Consider the following 19,812-nt stretch of genomic DNA (forward strand, 5'->3'; position numbering starts at 1 on the left):
CCTTCATCCTATGGGCGACATCAGTTGGAGCAACTAGCCGTTACCGCTGCCAATCTCTTCACCGTCTCATTCAGCGTGCGCGCCGAACAGCCGAGCTTCCCGGAGATCGACATCATCGCCGCTAGCGGGAACTGTGCCGGTCTTAGCTGTTCCGCACCGGACGCATCGCACGCTCGCGGACCTCAGGGGAATACTTGTTTTTTGTCGGACTCATCGTGGCTTGATCCTACCCAGGAATTGATGCCTCCGGCAAACCCCGCGTGGTTCAATCTATAGATATGAGCGCGGCACTTTCGATGAAGCACGCACCTCACCTGATAGTCGCACAATTGTCATTCAGCCAGCCGACCCTCTCCAGGCAACACCTGGCACGAAGGATCCATGGCAATGGCGAAATACGACCTGACATCGCAAAAACTCAGAGAATCTCTCCCTCCGAGAAAAGCCATCTACTGGTATGAGCTTGGCCTGGGCCGACACGTGGGAATTCTGCGGAAAGCCGGAACTGGCACCGTGTGGAAGGCGCGCTATCGGGCCAAGAACGGTATGTACCACGAAACGTCTCTCGGCATCATGGAAACCGGCTGCAATCCCGGTCTGACCTTCGAACAAGCGGTTCGTGAAGCGGAGCTTTGGTTTGCCTCTGCGTCCGTTGCCGGCAACGCAATCTCACGTCACATCGTTCGCTACAATGACCAGTTGATCTACTGCCCCATCGGCTCGGTTTATACCGTGGGGCACGCCCTGCGCGATTACCTTGAATGGAAGCGGCTGGCTGCTGCACCGACACATTTCTACTCCGTGCTTTCGTTGATCAATCATCACCTGGTTGGACGCGTTGCAAATGTGCCTTTGGCAGACTTCAACGGTCGGCACTTTCACAGTCTTTGCGTCGATGTACTGGAAACGCCGCCCAAATATGGGAACCGGCCCATCGGTCCACGACTGAAAATAAGCGAGCTGTCGCCGGAAGCGCTTCGGAAGAGAAAGAAGACGTTGAACGCATTGATCAGCACGCTGCGTGGTGCGTTCGCACTTGCCTGGGACAATGGGGAGATCGATACGGATCGCCCCCAGCGATGCTTGAGGCTCCTGCCGAATGTAGATCGTCCGCGCATGATCTTCTTATCGCGTGAAGAATGCACGAAACTCACCACAGCGAGCAGGCCGGATTTGCGCGCGCTCGTCCTAGGTGGACTCTATACCGGGTGCAGAGTGCGAGAACTCGTCGAGCTCAGAGTTTCGGATGTCGCTCGTGATGGCTTCGGGATCTACGTGTCACCTTCAAAAAACTATCGGCCGCGATTTGTCCTTTTGCCGGAGGAAGGCATGGCGTTCTTTCTTTCACTTTGTCAGAACAAGCAGGGACACGAGCATGTGTTTCTCAATCAGGACGGCCGCCCATGGAGCGACCGATACAAGCATCTTTTTCGCGAGTTGGTGACCGCTTGCGGACTGCCAACTGAAACGGTCTTTCATAGCCTGCGACACACCTATGCCAGCCAGCTGGTTCAGGCGGGCATGCAACTGTCTATCGTGGCAAAACAACTTGGTCACGCAGACATAGCTACAGTAGATCGGACGTACGGCCACCTGGCCCTACAGGTGTCGGAAGTCGAGCTCCAACAACGTTTCAAACCCATCTGCCCCGAATACCGAGAGCTGGCCGTACGGATGCGCCCCGTTTTCGATGACATGAGGCACCAGTATCGAAATACAACGTGGCGCTCCTACGGAGTCGTACAGCACGAGACGTCCTGGCCAAGGTCAAACTTTTCGAAGTTCAGAGGAGAACTGCTGAGGCAGCTTCCACGATAGTGTTCAGCAGCCAGGAGCAACCGCTCCTGGCTGCATAAGGAAGGTGAAAGGCCCGTCCACTCATTGGGAACGTTTCATCACCCATTCAGCACGCGGCTAAGGATCGTGATGATTGTCACTGCCCCGAGCAACGCGATATGCGAGAGCCTCTCGACAAGTTTCCTTTGAGCATCACTGTTCCGGGTGTCGCCCTTTACGGCGACCAAAGTGGCGGCAGCGCCACTGAGAATTGTCAGCACCAGGACCGCCGAAAGCAAAACATGGAAGTATGACATCGTTCGCTCCGTCTTATACACGGACCGATTATCGGGCAGGTCGACACGGCGGGGATAAAAATTCTCAACGAAACGCATTTTTCGCCGCGTGTATGCCCGACAATGACAATGACCCGGTCGAGTACCGTGAGCATGTCGGCCCCACCGGCCTGGCCAAAACCTTTCGGCACAAATGGTTCGAACGACTGCTTTGCGCCCCCATTTCAGCCTTTGCAAGCAGTGTCCCTGTTGCCCGAAAGCAGACATCTACGGCACGTGACGAGGTTGATAAAGTCCGACCTTGATTTTGCCGGCTTGTAACCGCCCATTGGCGCTGCCTAGAACCTCTTGGCGATTTCCAGGCCGAAAGCGTGGTCCTGGCTGTCGTTTCCGAACGCAGTGCGGTAGTCGAAGCCCAGTGTCCAGGCTTGCGGAAGCTCCGCATCGAGCGACAGGCCAAGGGTCATGTAGCTCCGGCTGGACGCTTCGATGTCGAGCCAGTACGGCAATCGATCCATGTCTATGTAGCCCAGGTGGATTCGGCTCGATCCCGCGAAGTCGTGCGTGTATTCGACGCGCGCGCCCGGTGTTAGCGTGCCCCAGCTCGTCCTGAAGGCATATTTGGCGCGAATGCCGATGACGCCGGATACCGTGTCGATGCTCTGCTCTCCGTAGCCCAGGCCGAAGTCGCCGCCGCCTTCCTCGGTGAAACCGTCAAGCCATGTGCGGGACATCTCCACACGCCCGTAAGGCGAGACGAGCCAGATGTCGTCTCGGAACTCGTAGGCAGCGGTCAACGAGCCGAAGACCTGATGTCCAGACCGGTTGCCGGTCGCGAAGTCGCCGGTCGCGGTGACATAGCGTCTGCTGTCGAAATCGAGCCAGCTTCCGCCGACGACACCATCGAGGAAGAAATTGTCGAACGGCTTGTAGCTCCCGTAGATGGCAGCGCTGTAGGCACGGCCCGTGCTCTGCGTGCCGTTGGCGCCGACATCGGTGCGGTCGCGGCCGAATCCGACGCCAAAGCCGGCGACGAACTTCCGCGAGAAGCGATAGTCGACACCGGCGCTGACGCCAACCATCGTGTGGTCGAGATCGAGCGCACCATCGTCGCTCCCGCCAAAATTGATATAGCCGCCTGTCCAGACCGCGAAGGCCCCCAGATCAATGCCGCCGCTGCCGTTGGGCATCTCAGGTTCGGCGTTCGAACCAAAGGCGTCGCTTGGCGCTCTTCCATCGCTTGTCGATGCATAGCCGAGGAGCCCCGGAACGTCGTGGGCCCGTTCGACAAGCTGCTGGGTTTCGCGGTCGCCGCGCTTTTCCTTCGCATTGTAGCCGAGGCTCAGGTTCATGCTGCTTCTGCGCCGGTCGCCTTCATCGTGCAGTTGCTCAAGCCTGTCGTTGAAATTCTTTGTCTGGGCCTGAGCGAAGCGCCTTGCTGCGTCCGTCTGCGCATTCAGGAGCCCTATGACCTCGGGATCCTGCGCAGGGTTCGGGCGGCCGACGATCGTGAACGCGATCGTTCCCGGTGCCGACGTTCCGGTCGCGTTCGAAAGCGTGAAGCGGACATCCGCCCCACCCGCATAGGTCGAGCTGGAGGCAAAAACGAGACGGTATGTCTGCCCGTCACGCTCTATGCGGGCCGATCCCGCATCGGCATCGGAGAGGTCGACGATTGCGGCATCTGTGAACGGGCCGCCGGTCGCGCCTTCGGTAAGGTCGACCGACGCCGTCTCGCCGGCATTGATTTCGATTTCGCGCGAGACCACTGTCGGCACCGGTTGCGCCCGCATCGCGGTGACTGTGTAAGTTCGGGTCGTCGCGCCGTCTCCTGCGATGACGACAACAGAAATCGCGGTTGAGCCGACAGGCAAGGCGATTGCCTGGCTGACGCCGCCGGAAGCTACACTGTGTCCGTTGACCGTTATAGTCGCATCAGCGTCATCGGCGGTCGGTGTCAGCGCGATTCTGTCGACGGCGTTGGCGACCGCCACAGCATAGTCGACGCTGTCGGGGTTGAAGCCCGGATCGAGCGCGCCGACGCTCGGCATCAGGCTCGCAAGCCTCGCATTGGCTGATGCCGCGCGGGTTACCGTAACGGTGTAGGTGCGGATCGTCGTTGCATCCTCGGCAGTGACGACAACCTCGATGACGGTCGATCCCACAGCCAGGGCGATCGCCTGGCTGGCGCTTCCGGAAACGACATTTTGCCCGCTGACGGTGATGGTTACGTTGGGCTCGGCTGCCGTCGGCGTCAGTGCGATGCTGTCGGTCGCATTGTCGACCGCGACCACATAGGCCGCCGTTGATGGGCTGAAGGCTGGGTCGAGGGAACCTGCGCTGGGCGTCAGGCTTGCAAGCGTGGCGTCGGCCGATGCTGCACGGGTTACCGTCACCGTATAGGTCTGCGTCGTCACGCCATCCTCCGCAGTCACGACGACGGGGATTACGGTCGAGCCGACTGCCAATGCGATTGATTGGCTCGCACTCCCGGAAACAACGCTCTGTCCATCGACGGTTATGCCCGCGTTCGGCTCGGTTGTCGTCGGTGTCAGGGTCACGCTGTCGGTCGCATTGTCCACGGCAACAGCATAGGCCGTGGTTGACGGATCGAATGCGGGAGCGAGCGTGCCGGCGCTCGCTGCCAGGTTGGACAGCGTCGCGTCGGCAGAGCCACCGCGCACCCATGGCGTCCCTGACGTGTAAGCGGCAACCATCGCATTGCCGGCGCCGTCGCTGATAGACCCGTCTGTCAGGACGTCCACCCGCAGGGAGCCGACGCCGGATACGCCCGTGATGGATACTACGTAGGTTATGTTGTCGGCTGTGGCGACTCCGCTGATGGTCCCGGAAACCGCCCCTGATGTCGTGAGTGCGAAATCCGAGGCATCGACACCGGTAACCGGCTCGGCGAATGTCACCGAGAAATCGGCCGTGGTTGCATCGGGCAGCGGGCTGCCGCTCACCGCACTCGACAGTACCGTAGGCGCGACAGCGTCAACGAGAACACCGCTCGTGCTACCCACGTTGTTAAGAGCAAGGTCTGCGGGCGTACTAGAGACGTTTGCGATGGTGCCGCCATTGAGCTCGATGGCGCTTCCCACCTGAATGCCATTCGTGTCCAGATCGCCCGGATTGACGACATATTGGAATACGAGCGCATTCGATCCGCTTCCGGCCGCATAACTAGCATCCGACGTCGTTGCTCCGATTGTAACGGGAACGCTCGGTGTACCACCCGAGGTATCGACCACGACGCTCTCGTTGAAGTTCACCACAAAGGAGAGAACATCTCCGGCACGATAGGATCCGTTGGCGGGAACACTCACCGAGGTGACAATCGGCGGCACGCCCGCGTTCACCTGCAGCGAATAGGCTTGGCTACCCGTAAACGGACCGGTGCCAGTGCTGCCGTCGGTAGCGGTGACGGTGAAGTTGAAGGTGCCGTTTGCCGTCGGTGTGCCGGAAAAGGCACCTGCGCTGCTCATGCTCGTACCGGGGGGCAAAGAGCCACCGGTAATCGAATAAGTATAAGGTGCGGTGCCGCCACTGGCGGTAACGGTCTGCGCGTAGGCGACACCTTGATTGGCGGACGGCAGCGTGCCGGGGCTCAGGGCGATGACGGGCGCCGCGACGGTGAGCGTATAGGCCCTGCTGCCGGTGTACGGCCCGATTCCGCCGCTGTCGTCGGTGGCGGTAATGGTGAAGTTGAACGTCCCGCCCGCCGTAGGGGTACCGGAAAGCACGCCCACTGAACTCAGGTTCATGCCCGACGGCAAGGCGCCGACCGTAACGGCATAACTATATGGTGCTGTTCCGCCACTGGCGGTCAAGGACTGGCTATAGGACACCGCGACGGTTGCGGCAGGCAATGTAGCCGGGCTCACCGTCACAGTCGGCGCCGCGACGGCAATCGTGTAGGCTCTGCTTCCGGTATATGGCCCGTTTCCGCCGCTGCTGTCGGTCGCGGTGATAGTGAAATTGAACGTGCCCTCTGCCGTTGGCGTGCCGGACAGTGTGCCCGAGGAGGTCAACGTCAGACCCCCGGGTAAGGCGCCCGCGGTGACGGCATAGGTGTATGGACCCGTCCCGCCGCTGGCGGTCACGGTTGCACTATAGGGCGCCCCGACTGTCGCATCGGAAAGACTGGCAGGAGCCACGGTGATGGTGGGCGCGTCGTCGTTGATCGTGGCCGTTCCCCGCGCCTTTACGAGCGTCGCGCCGACAACGTTGGAGATATCGAGGAAGAAGGTCTCGTCCGGTTCGTCGATCGCATCGCTGATCGCTCCGACCCCGTGGTAGTAGGTGTCCTCACCCTCGGGTATAAAGCCGGAGCCGTTGAAGGCGTAGTAGTCGTCGCCGGCGACCGCCGGGCCATCTGCGGTGGTGAGGTCGAACGTTACTCCACCCGGTCCGGCGGGAGCGCTCAGAGTTATGGTGAAGGAAGCATTGACGCCGTTCTCGCCCACCGTGACGTCGTCGATCGACAATTCCGGCAACGTGGCGGCCGTGTAGGTGAAGCCACCCGTTTCGGTATTCGTGCCGCCGGGTGTCGTTACCGCCACATCCACCGCCCCGGCGGTCCCGGCCGGCGTCACCGCTGAAATAGTTGTGCTGCTGTTGACGGTGAAACTCGCAGCCGCCGTGCCGCCAAAGGTCACGGCCGTCGCGCCCGTGAAGTTCGTTCCGGTGATCGTCACCGACGTGCCGCCTGCCGCCGGACCATTGTTCGGCGAAATGTTGGTGATCGACGGGCCCGCAAGGTCGTCGTTGACGATGGTGCCCACGCCCTGGCCATCGCCCAAGATAGCGTTTGTCACGTTGGTGATGTTGACGAAAAACCTCTCATTGGGTTCGTTGGTCGTATCACCGTAGACATCAACATCGAAGCTATACGTGCTCTCCCCTGGCGCGATGGTGGCGCCCACGATGCTTTTCGCTTGATAGTCCTCGCCTGCTGTCGCTGTCAGGTCGGCGGTTGTGATGTCGAACGTTACACCACTGGGTCCGGCAGGCTGGCTGAGCGATATTGTGAACGGAAACGTTTGAGTTCCGGAGTCACCCTCGGGAATGGTGACGTCGTTGATCGTCAGGGTCCCAAGGTCGTCGTTCAGGATGGTGCCTGTGGCAGAGGAAGGCGCACCGATGGTATAGCCTGTGCCACTCTGTATGCTAACGATTACAGTCTCGTCCGCCTCCACGGTGACATCGGCATTCGGGTTTATCACCACGATGCCGCTCGTCGAGCCGGCGGGAATGGTCACGGTCAAGGTCTCACCGGTATAGTCGCTGCCATCCGCGCTGCCCGTGTAACCGAGATTGACGATCGTGGATGACGACAGGTTCTGGCTGCGCGTGACCGTATAAACCAGATTGGCTACGCTGTCCTCATTCACCGAGGCCGGGCTGACGCTGATCGACACTGACGGTGCCGGTGCAACCGTCAAAGTGAAGTTCTCAAGCTCAAAATAGACACCCGGTCCGGTGCTGGAATCCGTGACCCGCAGCATCAGAGGGTAAGATCCGGGCGCGCTGGAAGTGGTGCCGCTGAGAAGGCCGCTGCTGGACAGGGATATCCCCACCGGCAAAAGGCCGCTCTCCACTGCAAAGGTATACGGGCCGACACCGCCGCTGGCGAAGATGGTCTGCGAGAGCGCGATGCCCTGTATGGCCGTCGCCGATGTCGGGGCAATGGAGATCGTCGGGTTCAGCACCGTGCCGGTGTAGCCCTTGTCGACAAACTGGCCGATGTCGTCGGTCGCCCTCACGGTAAAGGCGTAACCACCGCGCTGAGTCGGCGTTCCGCTCAGCAGTCCCCCGGAGGTCAGGGAGATTCCGACAGGGAGCGATCCTGACTGGAGGCTGTAGGTGTAAGGCGCCGTACCGCCAGTTGCCGACAGCGACTGGCTGAACGCGGTTCCTGCGGTCATACTCGGGAGCGAGCCTGGCGAAACGGTGATCGGCGAGACCGGCGGATCGATGGTTATGTTGACCGTCACGACTCCCAGGTCGTTGTCTTCAAGGGCGAACTGATCGCTCGTCGCCGCATCGCCGCTATGTGCATAGGTGACAAACTGCGTACCGCCGCTATTGCTGCCAATGGTCACCGTGCCATGCTGGGCGAACGGTGCGATCGGCCCGCTCATGCCGCCGTCGGACGGTCCGTCACAAGCGCTGACGTCGATCATTACCGATCCGCCATTGGCAACGGTAGCGTTCAGTGTCGGGCAGTATGTCGATGTCTGGGCAACCGCAGGCGCCGACGGCAAAAGGAATACAGTCAGCAGAAAGGCGCAGAAAAGCACGGACCAGGACGGGGGTAATGCCCGTCGGTGGGATCTGCATGCAAAGGCATTCCGGTGTCGACCGCAGATAGTCATGCTTTTCCCCCAACCTCGGCCGGCTGACGAACGGCCGAAACCCGCTTCATGCGGCTGGGACACTGCATAATTGCCGGGCGACACCTTTCACAGGCGTGGCCTTGGCCAACATTGTCTTGCTATCGATGTCCGCGAGCCAGAGTGCCTCGCGATAGGATTGTCGGTGCCGCATCACAGTTCTCTTTATGATAAGCTCATGCAGGCAGACAACTCTACCGATTAATTCTGCTGAATTCTGACCAATTCTTGCAGCCTCGGCGCGACTTGCCTCGACGCGCAACTCCTGCGAGGTTCAGAATCGATGCAGCGGAGAAACGGCAAGGGCCGTGCGAATGTTCGAGGATGCTTGATCTCAATACGGTTCTGGTCGTCACATTTGCAATTGCCTGCCTGCAGGCGATTGCCTGGACATTCGTCTGGCTCGCCTGGCGGCATCTCTACGAGCTCAGATTTCTTGCCGCAGGACTCGCAGCGATAGCGCTTGGCCTGTTTCTGATGATCGTGCGCGGGCTGGAGCCGGCGGCGTGGAGCATCGTGCTCGCCAATCTCGTCATCAAGATCGGCCTCGTCCTGCTCGCCGAGGGGCTTGCGCGTTTCCTGGGGCAGCCGCGCTATAGCTGGATCGGCGTGTCGCTGCTGGTTTTCCAGCTCGTTAGCTGGAGCATCGCGATTGGTATCGCGCCGGGCAATCTCGCCATCCGGATACATCTGTCGACCGTCTTCACCGTGATCATGATGTCGATCATGTGCCTGGGACTGCTGCGCGATAGAACACAGCCACGCCTGTTGCGCTGGATCACGATCGGCATCCTCGTCGAATATATGGTCGCCAGCATCCTACAGAGCGTGATCGAGCAAGGGTTGCCAGCGTCGGGGGATGCGCTCGTTCTGGCCGACCACAATGGCTGGTATCTGATGCAGGGCGCGCTGTTCCAGATCGCCTTCTTCGCCTGCGTCCTGTTCATGGTCAACACCCGGCTGTCGACCGATCTGCGCGAGAAAAACGAAGCCCTGTCACGCGAGATAGAAGAGCGCCGACGGCTGGAAACGAAACTGAGCGCCAGCCTGGAAGCCGAACGGGCGCTGCGCGAGGAGCAGGCCGATTTCATGCGTGTGGTCAGCCACGAGTTCCGCACCCCGCTTGCCATCATCCGCAACGCGACCCAAATGATAAGCCTTGTAGGCCACAAGTCGCCCGAAGCCACACGCGAACGCATCGCCGGCATCAGCGAGGCGCTCAACCGCTTGTTTTCGCTCATCAACCGCTTCATGTCGGACGATCGAGAGAACCGCTTTCAACCCGAGCCGTTGACGATCGGCTCCCTGTTGCTCGACGTGCGGCTGCATTTCGGAATGACAAATCAGGGCGAGCGGCTGACCCTCACCGCAGACGACGAGCGGACTTCGTTTTTGGCGGACCCAGAGATGCTGACGACCATCATCATCAATCTCATCGACAACGCCCTCAAATACTCGCCGCCGGATCAGCCGATCGACGTCGATGTACGGCGGCGGGACAGTGACCTGATCATCCAGGTGCGCGACCGGGGCATCGGCATCCCCGCGAGCGAGTTGCACAAGATCGGGCGGCGCTTCTTCCGGGCCTCCAACGCCGCGACGCGGGGCGGATCCGGCCTTGGCCTCTATACATCGCGCAAGCTGCTTGACTATCACGGCGGAGCGCTACAGTTGAATGCCAACAGCGATCGGGGGATGACGGCAACCGTATCCCTGCCCCTGCCGGTCGCAGCGACGGCACAGCCCCATATGGACCACGTAACGGCATGACTCATATTCTCATCGTCGAGGATGAACCGCGGCTGCGCGCGGATCTAGTAGATTTTCTGCATCTGAGCGGCCTCGAGGCCTCTGGCGTTGCAACGGCGCATGAACTGCGCAAGGAACTCAGCGGCGGTCGCAGGCCGACGGTCGTGGTACTCGACGTCGGACTGCCGGACGGAAACGGATTCGAACTCGCCGGCGAAATACGCCGCAACCACGCGTGCGGCATCGTCATGCTGACCGCGCTCGGCGACAGTGCCGACCGTATCCGCGGGTTCGACAGCGGCGCCGATATCTATCTCATCAAGGACAGCACATTGCGTGAGATCGAGGCAGCGATCCGCAGCCTGCTGCGCCGCACCGGCGACCTGCCCGCGATGATCAGCAACGACGATCAGTGGACCCTCGACAGCACCGGCTGGCTTCTGACCGCGCCCTGTCAGCAAACGCTCAGGCTAACCGCTGCGGAATTCGCCTTCATGAACGTTCTGTGCAGCCGCAGCGGCGAAGTCTGCCCTCGCGAGGAACTGGTCGATATACTGGCACGCCCACGGTCCATCTTCGACAACCGGCACCTCGACGCCGTTGTCAGCCGGCTGCGCAGGAAGATCGAGGCGCGCACCAACCTTCCGGCGCCGATCAAGGTTGTATATGGCGTCGGATATACGTTCACCGCTTCGGTCAGCGTGTGGAACGGCACTTCGTCAGAAAGCGCAGGCTAACTTTTCTGCCGACGCATGACGCAACCATCCCAGGTGATCGACCTATCAGGGGCGTGCCGGGCGCTGACCAAGCGCCTGTTGCGTCCACCGATCAATCGTCGGCTTTTCTGAATCCGCATTCGAAAGCCGACCGTCGGCTCCCGGCCCCTGACCTGCCAGATTGAATCCTTCCCGGGATGGACGGTCAAAGGACTCATATAGGTCTCGATCGGGGTGGGATAACGACATTGGCTCATCGCGCTTAAGGTCGTCTCAGAGAGTAGGGTGGCTCAACCTCTAGCTGATGCTTGAGGTGGCCCCATGTCGCCAACTCAAAACGTCGAGGCCATTCGATCCCCAGTCGTTCCGCCATTTCTCGTGCTCGAGGAAGGTATGCTGCCGCATAAGCAAGATGCGCTGAGATCACCGACCCACGTGTGGGTGTGAGGGGCGGAAGTGACGCCAAAAGTTCCTTCTGATCAGCGGTAATAAGTCTATTCAGGTGAAGAGCACCGCCCCTATGGGGCGCACCTGTCTCCTCGATAAGCAGATCGACCAGCAAATTGCGCAGGTGGAACACGCCGGTAATTGCGTTGAAGTATTCTTTTCGTCCCATCGCGACGGGAAGCAGGCCGAGCACCCGAATAAACTCCTCGATTTGCCATCGCATTCGACCAGCATTGGGGCCTGTTTTTTCCAGTGTTTCAGGTAAAGCTTCAAACAGTCGGTCGTGATCGAAGAGAACTTTCAAACCATCCCTTGCCCCTGCGCTCCCGCCATAGAACGATCTCGCCCACAAGACCAACTGCGTTGCGCCAGGATTTTGCGAATTGATCTGTATGACCGTTTCCTATCACGGCTAAGAAATCAATGTCGCTGTGGAGATCCTCAAGTCCTGCACCGTAGCTGCCGCTCAGAAACAAAGCTTTTATGTCCGGCCTAGTTTCGAGCTCGTGCGCAATTGTCTTGATTGAGGCGGTGCTTTCCATCGACTCATCTCCAAACCTTCAACTGGAGGTTATCAATCTGGGATCGATGTTCAATGGCAACAGAGGCGTCGAATCCTGCCGTTTGGCCCGTCCCGCGCCCGAAATGACCGCGGTGAGGTGGGAAGCGGTCATTCGTATGATTGCGAATATCTGGCAGCTATGCGGACAAATCTGCCTTTTGAGATTGGATCACATATATCCGCTCATCGCTGCTCTTCAATCGCCCTTTTGGACAGAATGTGTCGCTCGCACTCCGCGCCGTCGGATTCATCTATGAATTTTTCGACATACTTGAATCCAAGCTTTTCATGGACCCGACGCGATCCGCTGTTGTCGACAACAAATTCGGACCCGACCTCTGACAAACCCAACACTTCAAAGCCAAATCTCAGCACTTCGCGCGCGGCCTCCGTGGCATATCCACGGCCCCAGAACAAACGTCCGATCACGAAGCTAATTCCCGGATCTTTCAAACTGAGGCCAACGGTTCCAATAGAAACTGGACCGCCGTGAATATCGATACTCCACAAAAGGCGTTCTTTGACGGCAGCCTTCTCGAGTGCCCTCTCCAGCCAAGCTTGTCCTTCTGAAATGCTCGCCGGGATCGGATCACCGGCTAGGTACGCCGACTCTCGGTCCGTCGCACGTTCGAACCATGCCGGGATATCGCGCTCACTCGGCGCGCGAAGGACGAGCCGGTCGGTGCGCAATGGCGGCACATGCTCGTGGGAGGCAATCACAACAGCAAATCCATCGAATATCCACGCAACTGCTTAGCGGACATTGAGCAGAAACGCAGCATTTGAGAGGTTTGGCTCACAGCAGACGTTCGCTGCGATGGATTCGAAAGGCTGCTCTGGTGTCGAATCCTGCCGTTTGGCCCGTCCCGTGCCCGAAATGATCGCGGTGGGGTGGATGTCTGCGCGCCCGCTTCTGGGCGACGGACTTGGGAAAGCGGCCATTCGACTGGACCGCGCGACGTTTCAGACGCTCAGGCCAACTTTCCCTGGTTCGAGGGCAGCGGGCTGAGCTGTCGTGCTCGATCCCACTGCCACGGAGTTCTGCCCGTCATGCAGCCGCCGCTGGCCGTCTGGGCCAATCACTCACGATGATCGCCATGATCAGCATCTTACCCAGCCAGTCGCCGGCATGGGCCACACCGAGGGCAGGAGACATGCCGTCGAAGATCACCGCGCCCGCGAGTTGGATCACATAGAACGCGGCCCAGAGAAGGGCTCCGAGGCCGGCAGCAGCTTTCCAGTCAGCAATGCCGAGGCGGCCGATCAGCCAAGCGAGAAACCAGGCCGTGAACAATTCGCGCAGGGGTGCCACGAAGAACTTCCATGGCGCCATTGCGGTCGACTCCGCGCCTTGCGTTTGCGCCCAGACGCTGCCGAACAGCAGCGGGCTTTACCAGACGAGGCTGAACACGAAAGCCGTCACTCCCGCGACGACGACGGCAGCGGGATTGATCCTCGATACGGTCATTTGGTTTCTCCATCGGCTGAAATTCGCCCCTCATCCTGCTGTCCGCGCATGTAAAGCAGCGACCCGGGCGTGGTGAGCAGCTCCCCCGTCTCGAGCAGCGTCTTGAGGCCCGACAGCACCATCGGCCAGCCGCCATAGAGTTCGGGCCGGGCATCCGCCGGCAGGCGGTCGTGCACCACCGTCAGCCGGCAGGAATCGCCGACCGGGATGATCTCCCAGGTGACGCGCGAGAAGCCGGCCGCCTTCACCTCGTCGCTCCAAAGCGCGCGGAAGGTCTGCACCAGCCGCCGTGGCGGATCGATCTCCAGGTTCTCACCCTCGGTGATCTGCAGCCCCGGATTGTCGGATCCGGCCGGAACGGCGGTCACGTAGCGGGAGCCCGGCGCCCAGTCGGAATGGATCTCCACCCCGAAGCTGTAGGCCGCCCGCATGCGCGGATCGGTGATCGCCTGCCAGAGGCGTTCCGGCGTCGTCTTGATGTAGATTTCAAAGACCGCCATCGCGCCCTGTCCGTCGGGCGAGGGCACGAGAGGCACCTGGTGTGGCACGTGGGTCGGTTCCATCGGTTCATCCTCCAGTTGTCGTTTCAGGCTCGTGAGCGCCGCCGCCCATCGCTCGGTGAATTTGTTGACCCAGCGGTCGTGGATCATCCGGATCGGCACCGGGTTGAGGAAATGGCGCTTCTCGCGGCCCACCTTCTGGGTCACCACCAGGCCGGCCTCTTCCAGCAGCCGCAGGTGCTTCATGACGCCGAAGCGCGTCATCGGCAGCCGCTCCTCCAGCGCGCTCAAGGTCTGGCCGTCCTTCTCGAACAGCGCGTCCAGCAGGCCGCGGCGGGTCGGATCGGCAAGCGCTTTGAAGACTTCGTCGTCCATGGGAAGATAATAGGTGACTATATAGTCACATGTCAAGCGATGTTTCGGCGCGCACGATACAGGGATAACGCAGATCTGCTTTTTCAGCGGTCGCTGGGAAGGTCGGCATTCAGGCGACGATTAAGTCGCCGTGAGCGACTGCAATGGGGTCGCAAGCTGACTGGGCAAACTTTGCCTGACGGGGCAGCCGCAGAACGGCAGCTTACCGCCGAGCGTTTACCAAAACCGGACAGGCAGCAGACGGCCCCTTTGCTTCCTAACAGGCTCTTGCTTGAGTAGCCAAACTGAGGCGCAAGTCTGCTTCCAAAGCGAGTTCGACATTTTCTCAAGCTAAGCACTGTTTCTCGCGGAACGTTTAGCTGACGTTTTTTCGCGTATGCAAACCGCATGACCCTCTGGATGATCGATCTCGAACGCACCGGTCTTGCGCACGAGATCACTAAGCTTCCGGAAACCGAAATTACGCGGATCAAAATCGGAAGCTAGGTTGGCGAGCTGTGTGCCAACAGCACCGAGCGGCGCCCAGCCGTCATCCGTCTCCATTTGACGGAGAACCCGTTTGATTATTGGTGTTGCCGCCGATGGCGGCTGCAGTGGTTTCGACTTGCCGCCATTCGCTTCGGTATTGGCTGGCGCATCTGGCAGAAGGTTTTCTGTGTAAACAAAGCGACGGCAGGCTTGGCGGAAGCTCTCGGGTGTTTTCTGCTCACCGAAGCCGAATACATCCACGCTTTGCTCTCGGATTCGTGCCGCAAGGCGGGTGAAATCACTATCGGATGAAACGAGACAGAAGCCGTCGAAACGCCCGCTATGCAGAAGATCCATTGCATCGATCACGAGCGTGATATCGGATGCATTCTTGCCTGTCGTGTAAGCGAATTGCTGCTGAGGAATGATGGCATACTGCGCCAGCACGTCGTTCCAGGCTCTCGACCGAACGTTGGTGAAGTCACCATAAATACGCCGGACGCTTGCCTCCCCAATCTTTGCGATCTCGTCGAACAATCCATCGACGATCTTCGCCGATGCGTTATCTGCGTCGATGAGAACAGCGAGCCGCGGCGAGTGCATAGTAGCGTTACCTCAAATACACCAGTTCAAGCTTACTCATCCGGAAAACTGGCTCCATCGATCTTTCGATGAAATTAACGAGTGTGTTCTGAAGCCAAAGAAAAATAGGCCTTGTAAACGGAAAATCTTTAGCCCTGCGTTGTCTCCGGATCATTGGCGGATGCCACGAACAAGCTCTCGGTTCTCTCTGGCCTGTCGACCAGCCGCTCCACTAAGCGTCGCAGTTCCGACGGTGTAGTTTGTCCCGCCACTATCTCGTGGTAGCCAATACCAGCACGTCGCAGCGCTTCCTTTTTAACTGCATCGCGTGCTGCCGCCGAACCCTGATGATGGCCAGTACCCTGATACTCAACAACATGGCGAGGACGGCATTGTTCGTCCACAATAAGCAGATCAACACGCTTGGAATTGATGCAGCTGTAAGCGGCTTGATCCCTTGTGCTGAGAATCTCTCCTAGCGACACCTGCGCCATGACCTGCCAAAGCGGGTTCAAGCTCAGCACGTTTTGATCAAGTTCCTGAAAGAGTCGAGCTTCGCTGCGGTTGAGCAACGACTGGCTCTTGAATTTAGCACCCATGACTATTCGCAACTGATCGGCTGCGTCGATGGTCCTGGTTGGAAGCAGATCGGGGACAGGCTGCAGCGGCGGTGTATCAAGCCGCATTCTTTCGCGTGTACCCCACCGCCACCTGTTGCGCGTTCGCCACCTATGCCGCGTATAGTCTGCTCTTAGTTTCTCCGCCATAGCCCCAGCTATCGCGGCCAACGCTAGAGCCGCGACGAGCGACGTATTTTTGTCTAGAACAACAAGAACCTCATCAAACATGAGACGTACTCTATCAAAATATGATGTAAATCCGGCTTAAAGAGAAATTTGCAATTCTAAGAATTATGCAGATCTTTAGGTGGGTTTCATCGTTCGGAATTCTATTATTTGAATGGCTGGCGACAGGGAGCGCGTCAGCTGGAGCGCACAAGCGCAACCAGTCCTTGTCCAGAATGAATGGCAGTCGCAATTTTCTCGATATCGAAAGGAATTGTCGGCTCGCCTCCATTTTGTGATTTCTGAGAGCTCTTCTAACGGCCAATGGTGGTCGAAGGGTCAGTGTCAAGAAACCTCTGAAGAAGCGACAGATTTGGGCAATTCGCTTCCTCCTCGATAGATACCAGGCTCCGAGGGTGTGATCTCGTCAACATCAGGATCGGAACTCCGCTTAAAGCAAGTGAATGGAGCGAGGAGTGGGAGGTCGATTCCACATCCAAAAGCAGCAGGTGCTTCTACCGCGCACAGATGAGCCACGGCCCTGCGACGGTGTTTAAGATGTCGAATTCCTCTGTGACGCGCGCCAGTTCCTTCTTCAGGCGACGTATCTATGCCGCCGGATCCCCATCGTTTCCTGATGACTTCGGGAACTTCTTCTTCCACGCGTAAAGCGAGTGTTGGCTCACGCCCAACCACTTCGACACCTTCGCAATCGGATAGCCACGCTCGGTGATCTGCGCGACAGCATGGCGCTTGAACGCGTCATTGAAGTTACCGGTCCGCATCATGGCCTCTTTGCCCAAAACAAGGGAAGAAGATGTTCACAAATCTAGGGGTTATTCCCCCCGCCGAAAGAGCGGAAGCTAGAGGTATTGACGGGGTATCCACTCCACCGCCTAGTCTGCCACCCACCACGCTTAAGCCCTAAATACAAAGTTCCGATGGAAGGCGAGGTAGGGCATCTGCTCCGGACGGAACGGCCCGCAGTTCCTGCGTGGATCTGGCAGGGATTCTGCTTCTGGAAGTGCGCAATCACCCGATGGGGTGATTGCCTCTGACCGCACTCCTTTCAACAATGCTCTCAAGTATCCGTTGCGATCACTGGGGCGACGGCTGTAGCGCTGAGGAGGACACCAAATAATCCAACTTCAATCAGCTTTCGCCCTCGCGCTGCTTGCCGCAGTTGACAGCATGCACGCAGAACAAGGTTCGGACGTCATCACCTCCGCACTCGATCAATCGAAGGTGCATCCCTCGATTAATACACGATCATCGCTTCAAGGGAGAATTTCGCGATGAAAATTCTTACCGTATTTGCCTCAATTCTGTTTCTTTTATTCCCAGCGAAAAAAGTCGCTTCTGATGAACTAGAATGCGACTATTTTAAAACCATCGCGTCGAGCGCTTGGGCGCTGCGAGAAAGTAGAAAATCAAAGCCAGAAATATTTGATAAACTTAATATCGAATCAGGAAGCATGGAAGAATTCTTATATAATTTATTCTCCGGACAGGCGGATGATATGGAGTACGCTCTTTCTGATATCGCCAGCAGTTCACAAATTTACGATCAGTACAATAAGGTTGTTGAGGATCTATGCAAAAACGGATCCCTGAAAGACCTATATGACGCCTGGAACGGTAAAGAAGAGACAAACGAGGTTTCGAATACGGATACGACCCGTCCATCGCCATCTAACTTCCCAAAAGCCGGAGAGTGCTCCCATACTTCTTCGCGAGAGGAAGATCATCTTATCGATTCAATATCGTGGAACGGCAATAAAGCAGATATCAAAGCGCACTTGTCTGAGAAGATATACAAGGGAACGGTATCAGGACTTCGGAGAAATTGGGAAGGATTCCGATTTTCTGCGTTCTTCGATCACGATGTTCTTGGCCCTGTCGAGGTGTTGGTAGTTTCCGATGAAGTTGGCGGTTCTGTTCAATACAGACAAGCAGCCGTCTCCTATAAAACCACGGAAAGCGGAGATAGAGTAATCGGTTCGCTACAAGGATTTCTGATCATAGATTGCAATGTGGAAAACTGATGCGTGTATCATAAAACTTTTTACTGGAATATGCATTGTTATATGGAGATCGCACCAATGCGAGGAGTTTCTCTCAAAATATACTTACTCACACTCGCTGCAACGATTTCGGTCGTCTCTCAGCCGATCAACGCCGAGCCATCCGGAACCGCGCTGCCCGAACGAGTTCTCCATATGCTGCAGGAAGACGGTGCGGCACAATTCTTGCCGATTGCGATCAGCGGCGATCCCATCATCGATGCCCGCCTCAATGGTGTGGCGTACAATGTCTATTTTATCTGTGACAACGGGCAAAACTGCATTGCCATGACGTTCCGTGGCGAGGTCGAAGAATCCCCATCGTGGGAACGCGTAGACGAAATTCGGAAGACATTTCCAGAAGCGGAAATCACCGAAGACATGAATGGAAGCCTGGAGTTCGAGGTCGTTGTTTATCTCGATACACTCGTTTCAGATGATTCCGGAATGCACAGGGCATCGTTCAAATACAAGCGTTCCGACGAGACCGTCGGTTCATTCGGCGAAATATACGCCAGATGGACACATCTCATTGGCATGATAGGAGGTTAGACAGCGGGTCGTCGTCCTCTGTCTCTATCGCCGCCTGTCCGCCCCATCGACACCGTGCCAGGCCGCGAATTGCTTGGTTCGATCCGTTTCGCGCCCTTATCTGTCAAATATTCATGAGACGAGGAAACTTCGGTCGACGTTCCCGCTCACATCGACCTGCGCACCCGGCAATAGCAGCAGCGGACAAAGAAGGCTTCGCATCCGGAAGACCAGATGCGCAATCCGTTCAGACAGGACACGCCGTGTCGAACGGGACGCAAGATTGGGTGCAGCAATCGATAACTCTGGTCGGTCAGCGCGCAATGGAGCGCGCTTGCTTCGGCGCGGCGGATCGCGAATTGCGCCAACCCGAGCCGTCGAGATGCAGCATGATCTGCGTCACTGTCGATCCGGCCAGGTCGAACTGCGAGCGCACACGCAACTTCTTGGCAAGCGATTTGTACTGTGAGCGTTTTGTCTCGTATCCGACCGCATCGGCTGTGGCGGCCTCGTGAAGCGTCAGACCTCCCAGCAACTGCTTGAGCAGGCGCAACTCGGCCGGGGTGATGCGCGACGGCCCCATGCGCCTGTTCAACAGATCGCAGAGCGTCTCGTCGTCTATGATGATCAGACGCATTCTGTCATTGGAACAGGGGAAACCGACGAACGCGATGTGATGCGCCAACGGTAGCGCGATCGAGGGCAGACCGCTTTGGCCGATAGCATTCACGAGTTCGTTGAGAAGGGCATCCGGCAAATGGCGCCGACCCGCGAGTTCGACCTTGCCTTCAGTCAGCCTGCATTCGGCAACCACCCACCCCCCTGCAAACGCTGAATAGGCGGGCCGAGCATCGAGCGAACGCGTGTCAGGATCCGGTCGCTCGACCATGGTCCGTGCTGTCCGCACAACTGTCGTTCTTTCTTGCCATTTTCCCATCATGCAGGCGTCGACCCGCTCCGCAATCACCTGTTGGGGGGACACGCCGATAATGCCCGATCGTATTCGACGATTGCCACCAACTATGGCCACCGGTCCATCGCCGATCGACACCGCTCTTCACGGAACCCGTGCATATCGACGGGCCGCAAGGAAACA

13 protein-coding genes and 2 pseudogenes are annotated in these 19,812 nt (G+C 58.3%); 5 read left to right on the forward strand and 10 right to left on the reverse strand.

All coding sequences use genetic code 11. From position 1 onward, the window contains the following. Positions 1 to 387: 387 nt before the first annotated feature. Complete coding sequence (locus QZ638_RS06470; protein WP_295808185.1) at positions 388 to 1,818, forward strand: site-specific integrase; 1,431 nt, start codon at positions 388 to 390, stop codon at positions 1,816 to 1,818. A 592-nt stretch (positions 1,819 to 2,410) separates the two neighbouring features. On the opposite strand, the gene QZ638_RS06475 is transcribed toward QZ638_RS06470, so the two are convergent. Beyond that, positions 2,411 to 8,260, reverse strand: a complete 5,850-nt coding sequence (locus tag QZ638_RS06475) for a cadherin-like beta sandwich domain-containing protein (protein WP_295808187.1) — start codon at positions 8,258 to 8,260, stop codon at positions 2,411 to 2,413. A 534-nt stretch (positions 8,261 to 8,794) separates the two neighbouring features. On the opposite strand from QZ638_RS06475, the gene QZ638_RS06480 reads away from it, so the two are divergent. Both QZ638_RS06480 and QZ638_RS06485 read left to right on the forward strand, forming a co-directional pair. After that, positions 8,795 to 10,240, forward strand: coding sequence for a HAMP domain-containing sensor histidine kinase (locus QZ638_RS06480; RefSeq protein WP_295808188.1), 1,446 nt, complete (start codon positions 8,795 to 8,797; stop codon positions 10,238 to 10,240). After that, a complete protein-coding gene (locus QZ638_RS06485) occupies positions 10,237 to 10,956 on the forward strand; it encodes a response regulator transcription factor (RefSeq protein ID WP_295808189.1) in 720 nt (239 codons plus the stop codon). Before QZ638_RS06480 ends, QZ638_RS06485 begins: the two co-directional genes overlap by 4 nt. Before the next feature lie 241 nt (positions 10,957 to 11,197). Here QZ638_RS06485 and QZ638_RS06490 read toward each other — a convergent pair whose 3' ends face one another. The 8 genes and pseudogenes from QZ638_RS06490 to QZ638_RS06530 form a co-directional block, all read right to left on the reverse strand. Beyond that, a complete protein-coding gene (locus QZ638_RS06490; RefSeq protein ID WP_295808190.1) occupies positions 11,198 to 11,686 on the reverse strand; it encodes a hypothetical protein in 489 nt (162 codons plus the stop codon). Continuing rightward, on the reverse strand, positions 11,652 to 11,924 hold the full coding sequence (locus tag QZ638_RS06495) for a nucleotidyltransferase domain-containing protein (RefSeq protein WP_295808192.1): 273 nt from the start codon (positions 11,922 to 11,924) through the stop codon (positions 11,652 to 11,654). The genes QZ638_RS06490 and QZ638_RS06495 overlap by 35 nt, the downstream gene beginning before the upstream one ends. Before the next feature lie 203 nt (positions 11,925 to 12,127). Next, positions 12,128 to 12,664 (reverse strand): GNAT family N-acetyltransferase, encoded by a 537-nt coding sequence (locus QZ638_RS06500; RefSeq protein WP_295808193.1) that lies wholly within the window; start codon positions 12,662 to 12,664, stop codon positions 12,128 to 12,130. A gap of 328 nt (positions 12,665 to 12,992) precedes the next feature. Then, positions 12,993 to 13,328, reverse strand: a complete 336-nt coding sequence (locus QZ638_RS06505) for a DUF1761 domain-containing protein (protein WP_366936209.1) — start codon at positions 13,326 to 13,328, stop codon at positions 12,993 to 12,995. Positions 13,329 to 13,408: 80 nt separating this feature from the next. After that, the gene (locus QZ638_RS23295; RefSeq protein WP_366936208.1) at positions 13,409 to 14,287 is read right to left on the reverse strand and encodes an SRPBCC domain-containing protein; all 879 of its coding nucleotides are present in this window, start codon (positions 14,285 to 14,287) and stop codon (positions 13,409 to 13,411) included. Positions 14,288 to 14,617: 330 nt separating this feature from the next. Next, positions 14,618 to 15,358: an NYN domain-containing protein gene (locus QZ638_RS06520; protein WP_295808194.1), complete on the reverse strand. Its 741-nt coding sequence runs from the start codon at positions 15,356 to 15,358 to the stop codon at positions 14,618 to 14,620. Between the two features lie 128 nt (positions 15,359 to 15,486). Then, positions 15,487 to 15,972: pseudogene (locus tag QZ638_RS06525) on the reverse strand (DUF2726 domain-containing protein); the annotation flags it as partial. 761 nt (positions 15,973 to 16,733) lie between these two features. Beyond that, positions 16,734 to 16,910: pseudogene (locus QZ638_RS06530) on the reverse strand (transposase); the annotation flags it as partial. A gap of 507 nt (positions 16,911 to 17,417) precedes the next feature. Here QZ638_RS06530 and QZ638_RS06535 point away from each other — a divergent pair. Both QZ638_RS06535 and QZ638_RS06540 read left to right on the forward strand, forming a co-directional pair. Next, positions 17,418 to 18,167: a hypothetical protein gene (locus QZ638_RS06535; protein ID WP_295808196.1), complete on the forward strand. Its 750-nt coding sequence runs from the start codon at positions 17,418 to 17,420 to the stop codon at positions 18,165 to 18,167. 3 nt (positions 18,168 to 18,170) lie between these two features. Continuing rightward, positions 18,171 to 18,737 (forward strand): hypothetical protein, encoded by a 567-nt coding sequence (locus QZ638_RS06540; RefSeq protein WP_295808197.1) that lies wholly within the window; start codon positions 18,171 to 18,173, stop codon positions 18,735 to 18,737. Positions 18,738 to 19,029: 292 nt separating this feature from the next. On the opposite strand, the gene QZ638_RS06545 is transcribed toward QZ638_RS06540, so the two are convergent. Next, positions 19,030 to 19,605: a hypothetical protein gene (locus QZ638_RS06545; RefSeq protein ID WP_295808198.1), complete on the reverse strand. Its 576-nt coding sequence runs from the start codon at positions 19,603 to 19,605 to the stop codon at positions 19,030 to 19,032. Positions 19,606 to 19,812: the final 207 nt, after the last annotated feature.

It is taken from the genome of uncultured Nitratireductor sp. (genome assembly GCF_913053745.1).
In the GTDB taxonomy this organism is placed as follows: domain Bacteria; phylum Pseudomonadota; class Alphaproteobacteria; order Rhizobiales; family Rhizobiaceae; genus Nitratireductor.

Coding starts and splice junctions, on each gene's coding strand:
- QZ638_RS06470 (WP_295808185.1), top strand. CDS start 388: ATGGCGAAATACGACCTGACATCGCAAAAACTCAGAGAATCTCTCCCT.
- QZ638_RS06475 (WP_295808187.1), bottom strand. CDS start 8,260: ATGATCGACGTCAGCGCTTGTGACGGACCGTCCGACGGCGGCATGAGC.
- QZ638_RS06480 (WP_295808188.1), top strand. CDS start 8,795: ATGCTTGATCTCAATACGGTTCTGGTCGTCACATTTGCAATTGCCTGC.
- QZ638_RS06485 (WP_295808189.1), top strand. CDS start 10,237: ATGACTCATATTCTCATCGTCGAGGATGAACCGCGGCTGCGCGCGGAT.
- QZ638_RS06495 (WP_295808192.1), bottom strand. CDS start 11,924: ATGGAAAGCACCGCCTCAATCAAGACAATTGCGCACGAGCTCGAAACT.
- QZ638_RS23295 (WP_366936208.1), bottom strand. CDS start 14,287: ATGGACGACGAAGTCTTCAAAGCGCTTGCCGATCCGACCCGCCGCGGC.
- QZ638_RS06520 (WP_295808194.1), bottom strand. CDS start 15,358: ATGCACTCGCCGCGGCTCGCTGTTCTCATCGACGCAGATAACGCATCG.
- QZ638_RS06535 (WP_295808196.1), top strand. CDS start 17,418: ATGAAAATTCTTACCGTATTTGCCTCAATTCTGTTTCTTTTATTCCCA.
- QZ638_RS06545 (WP_295808198.1), bottom strand. CDS start 19,605: ATGGTCGAGCGACCGGATCCTGACACGCGTTCGCTCGATGCTCGGCCC.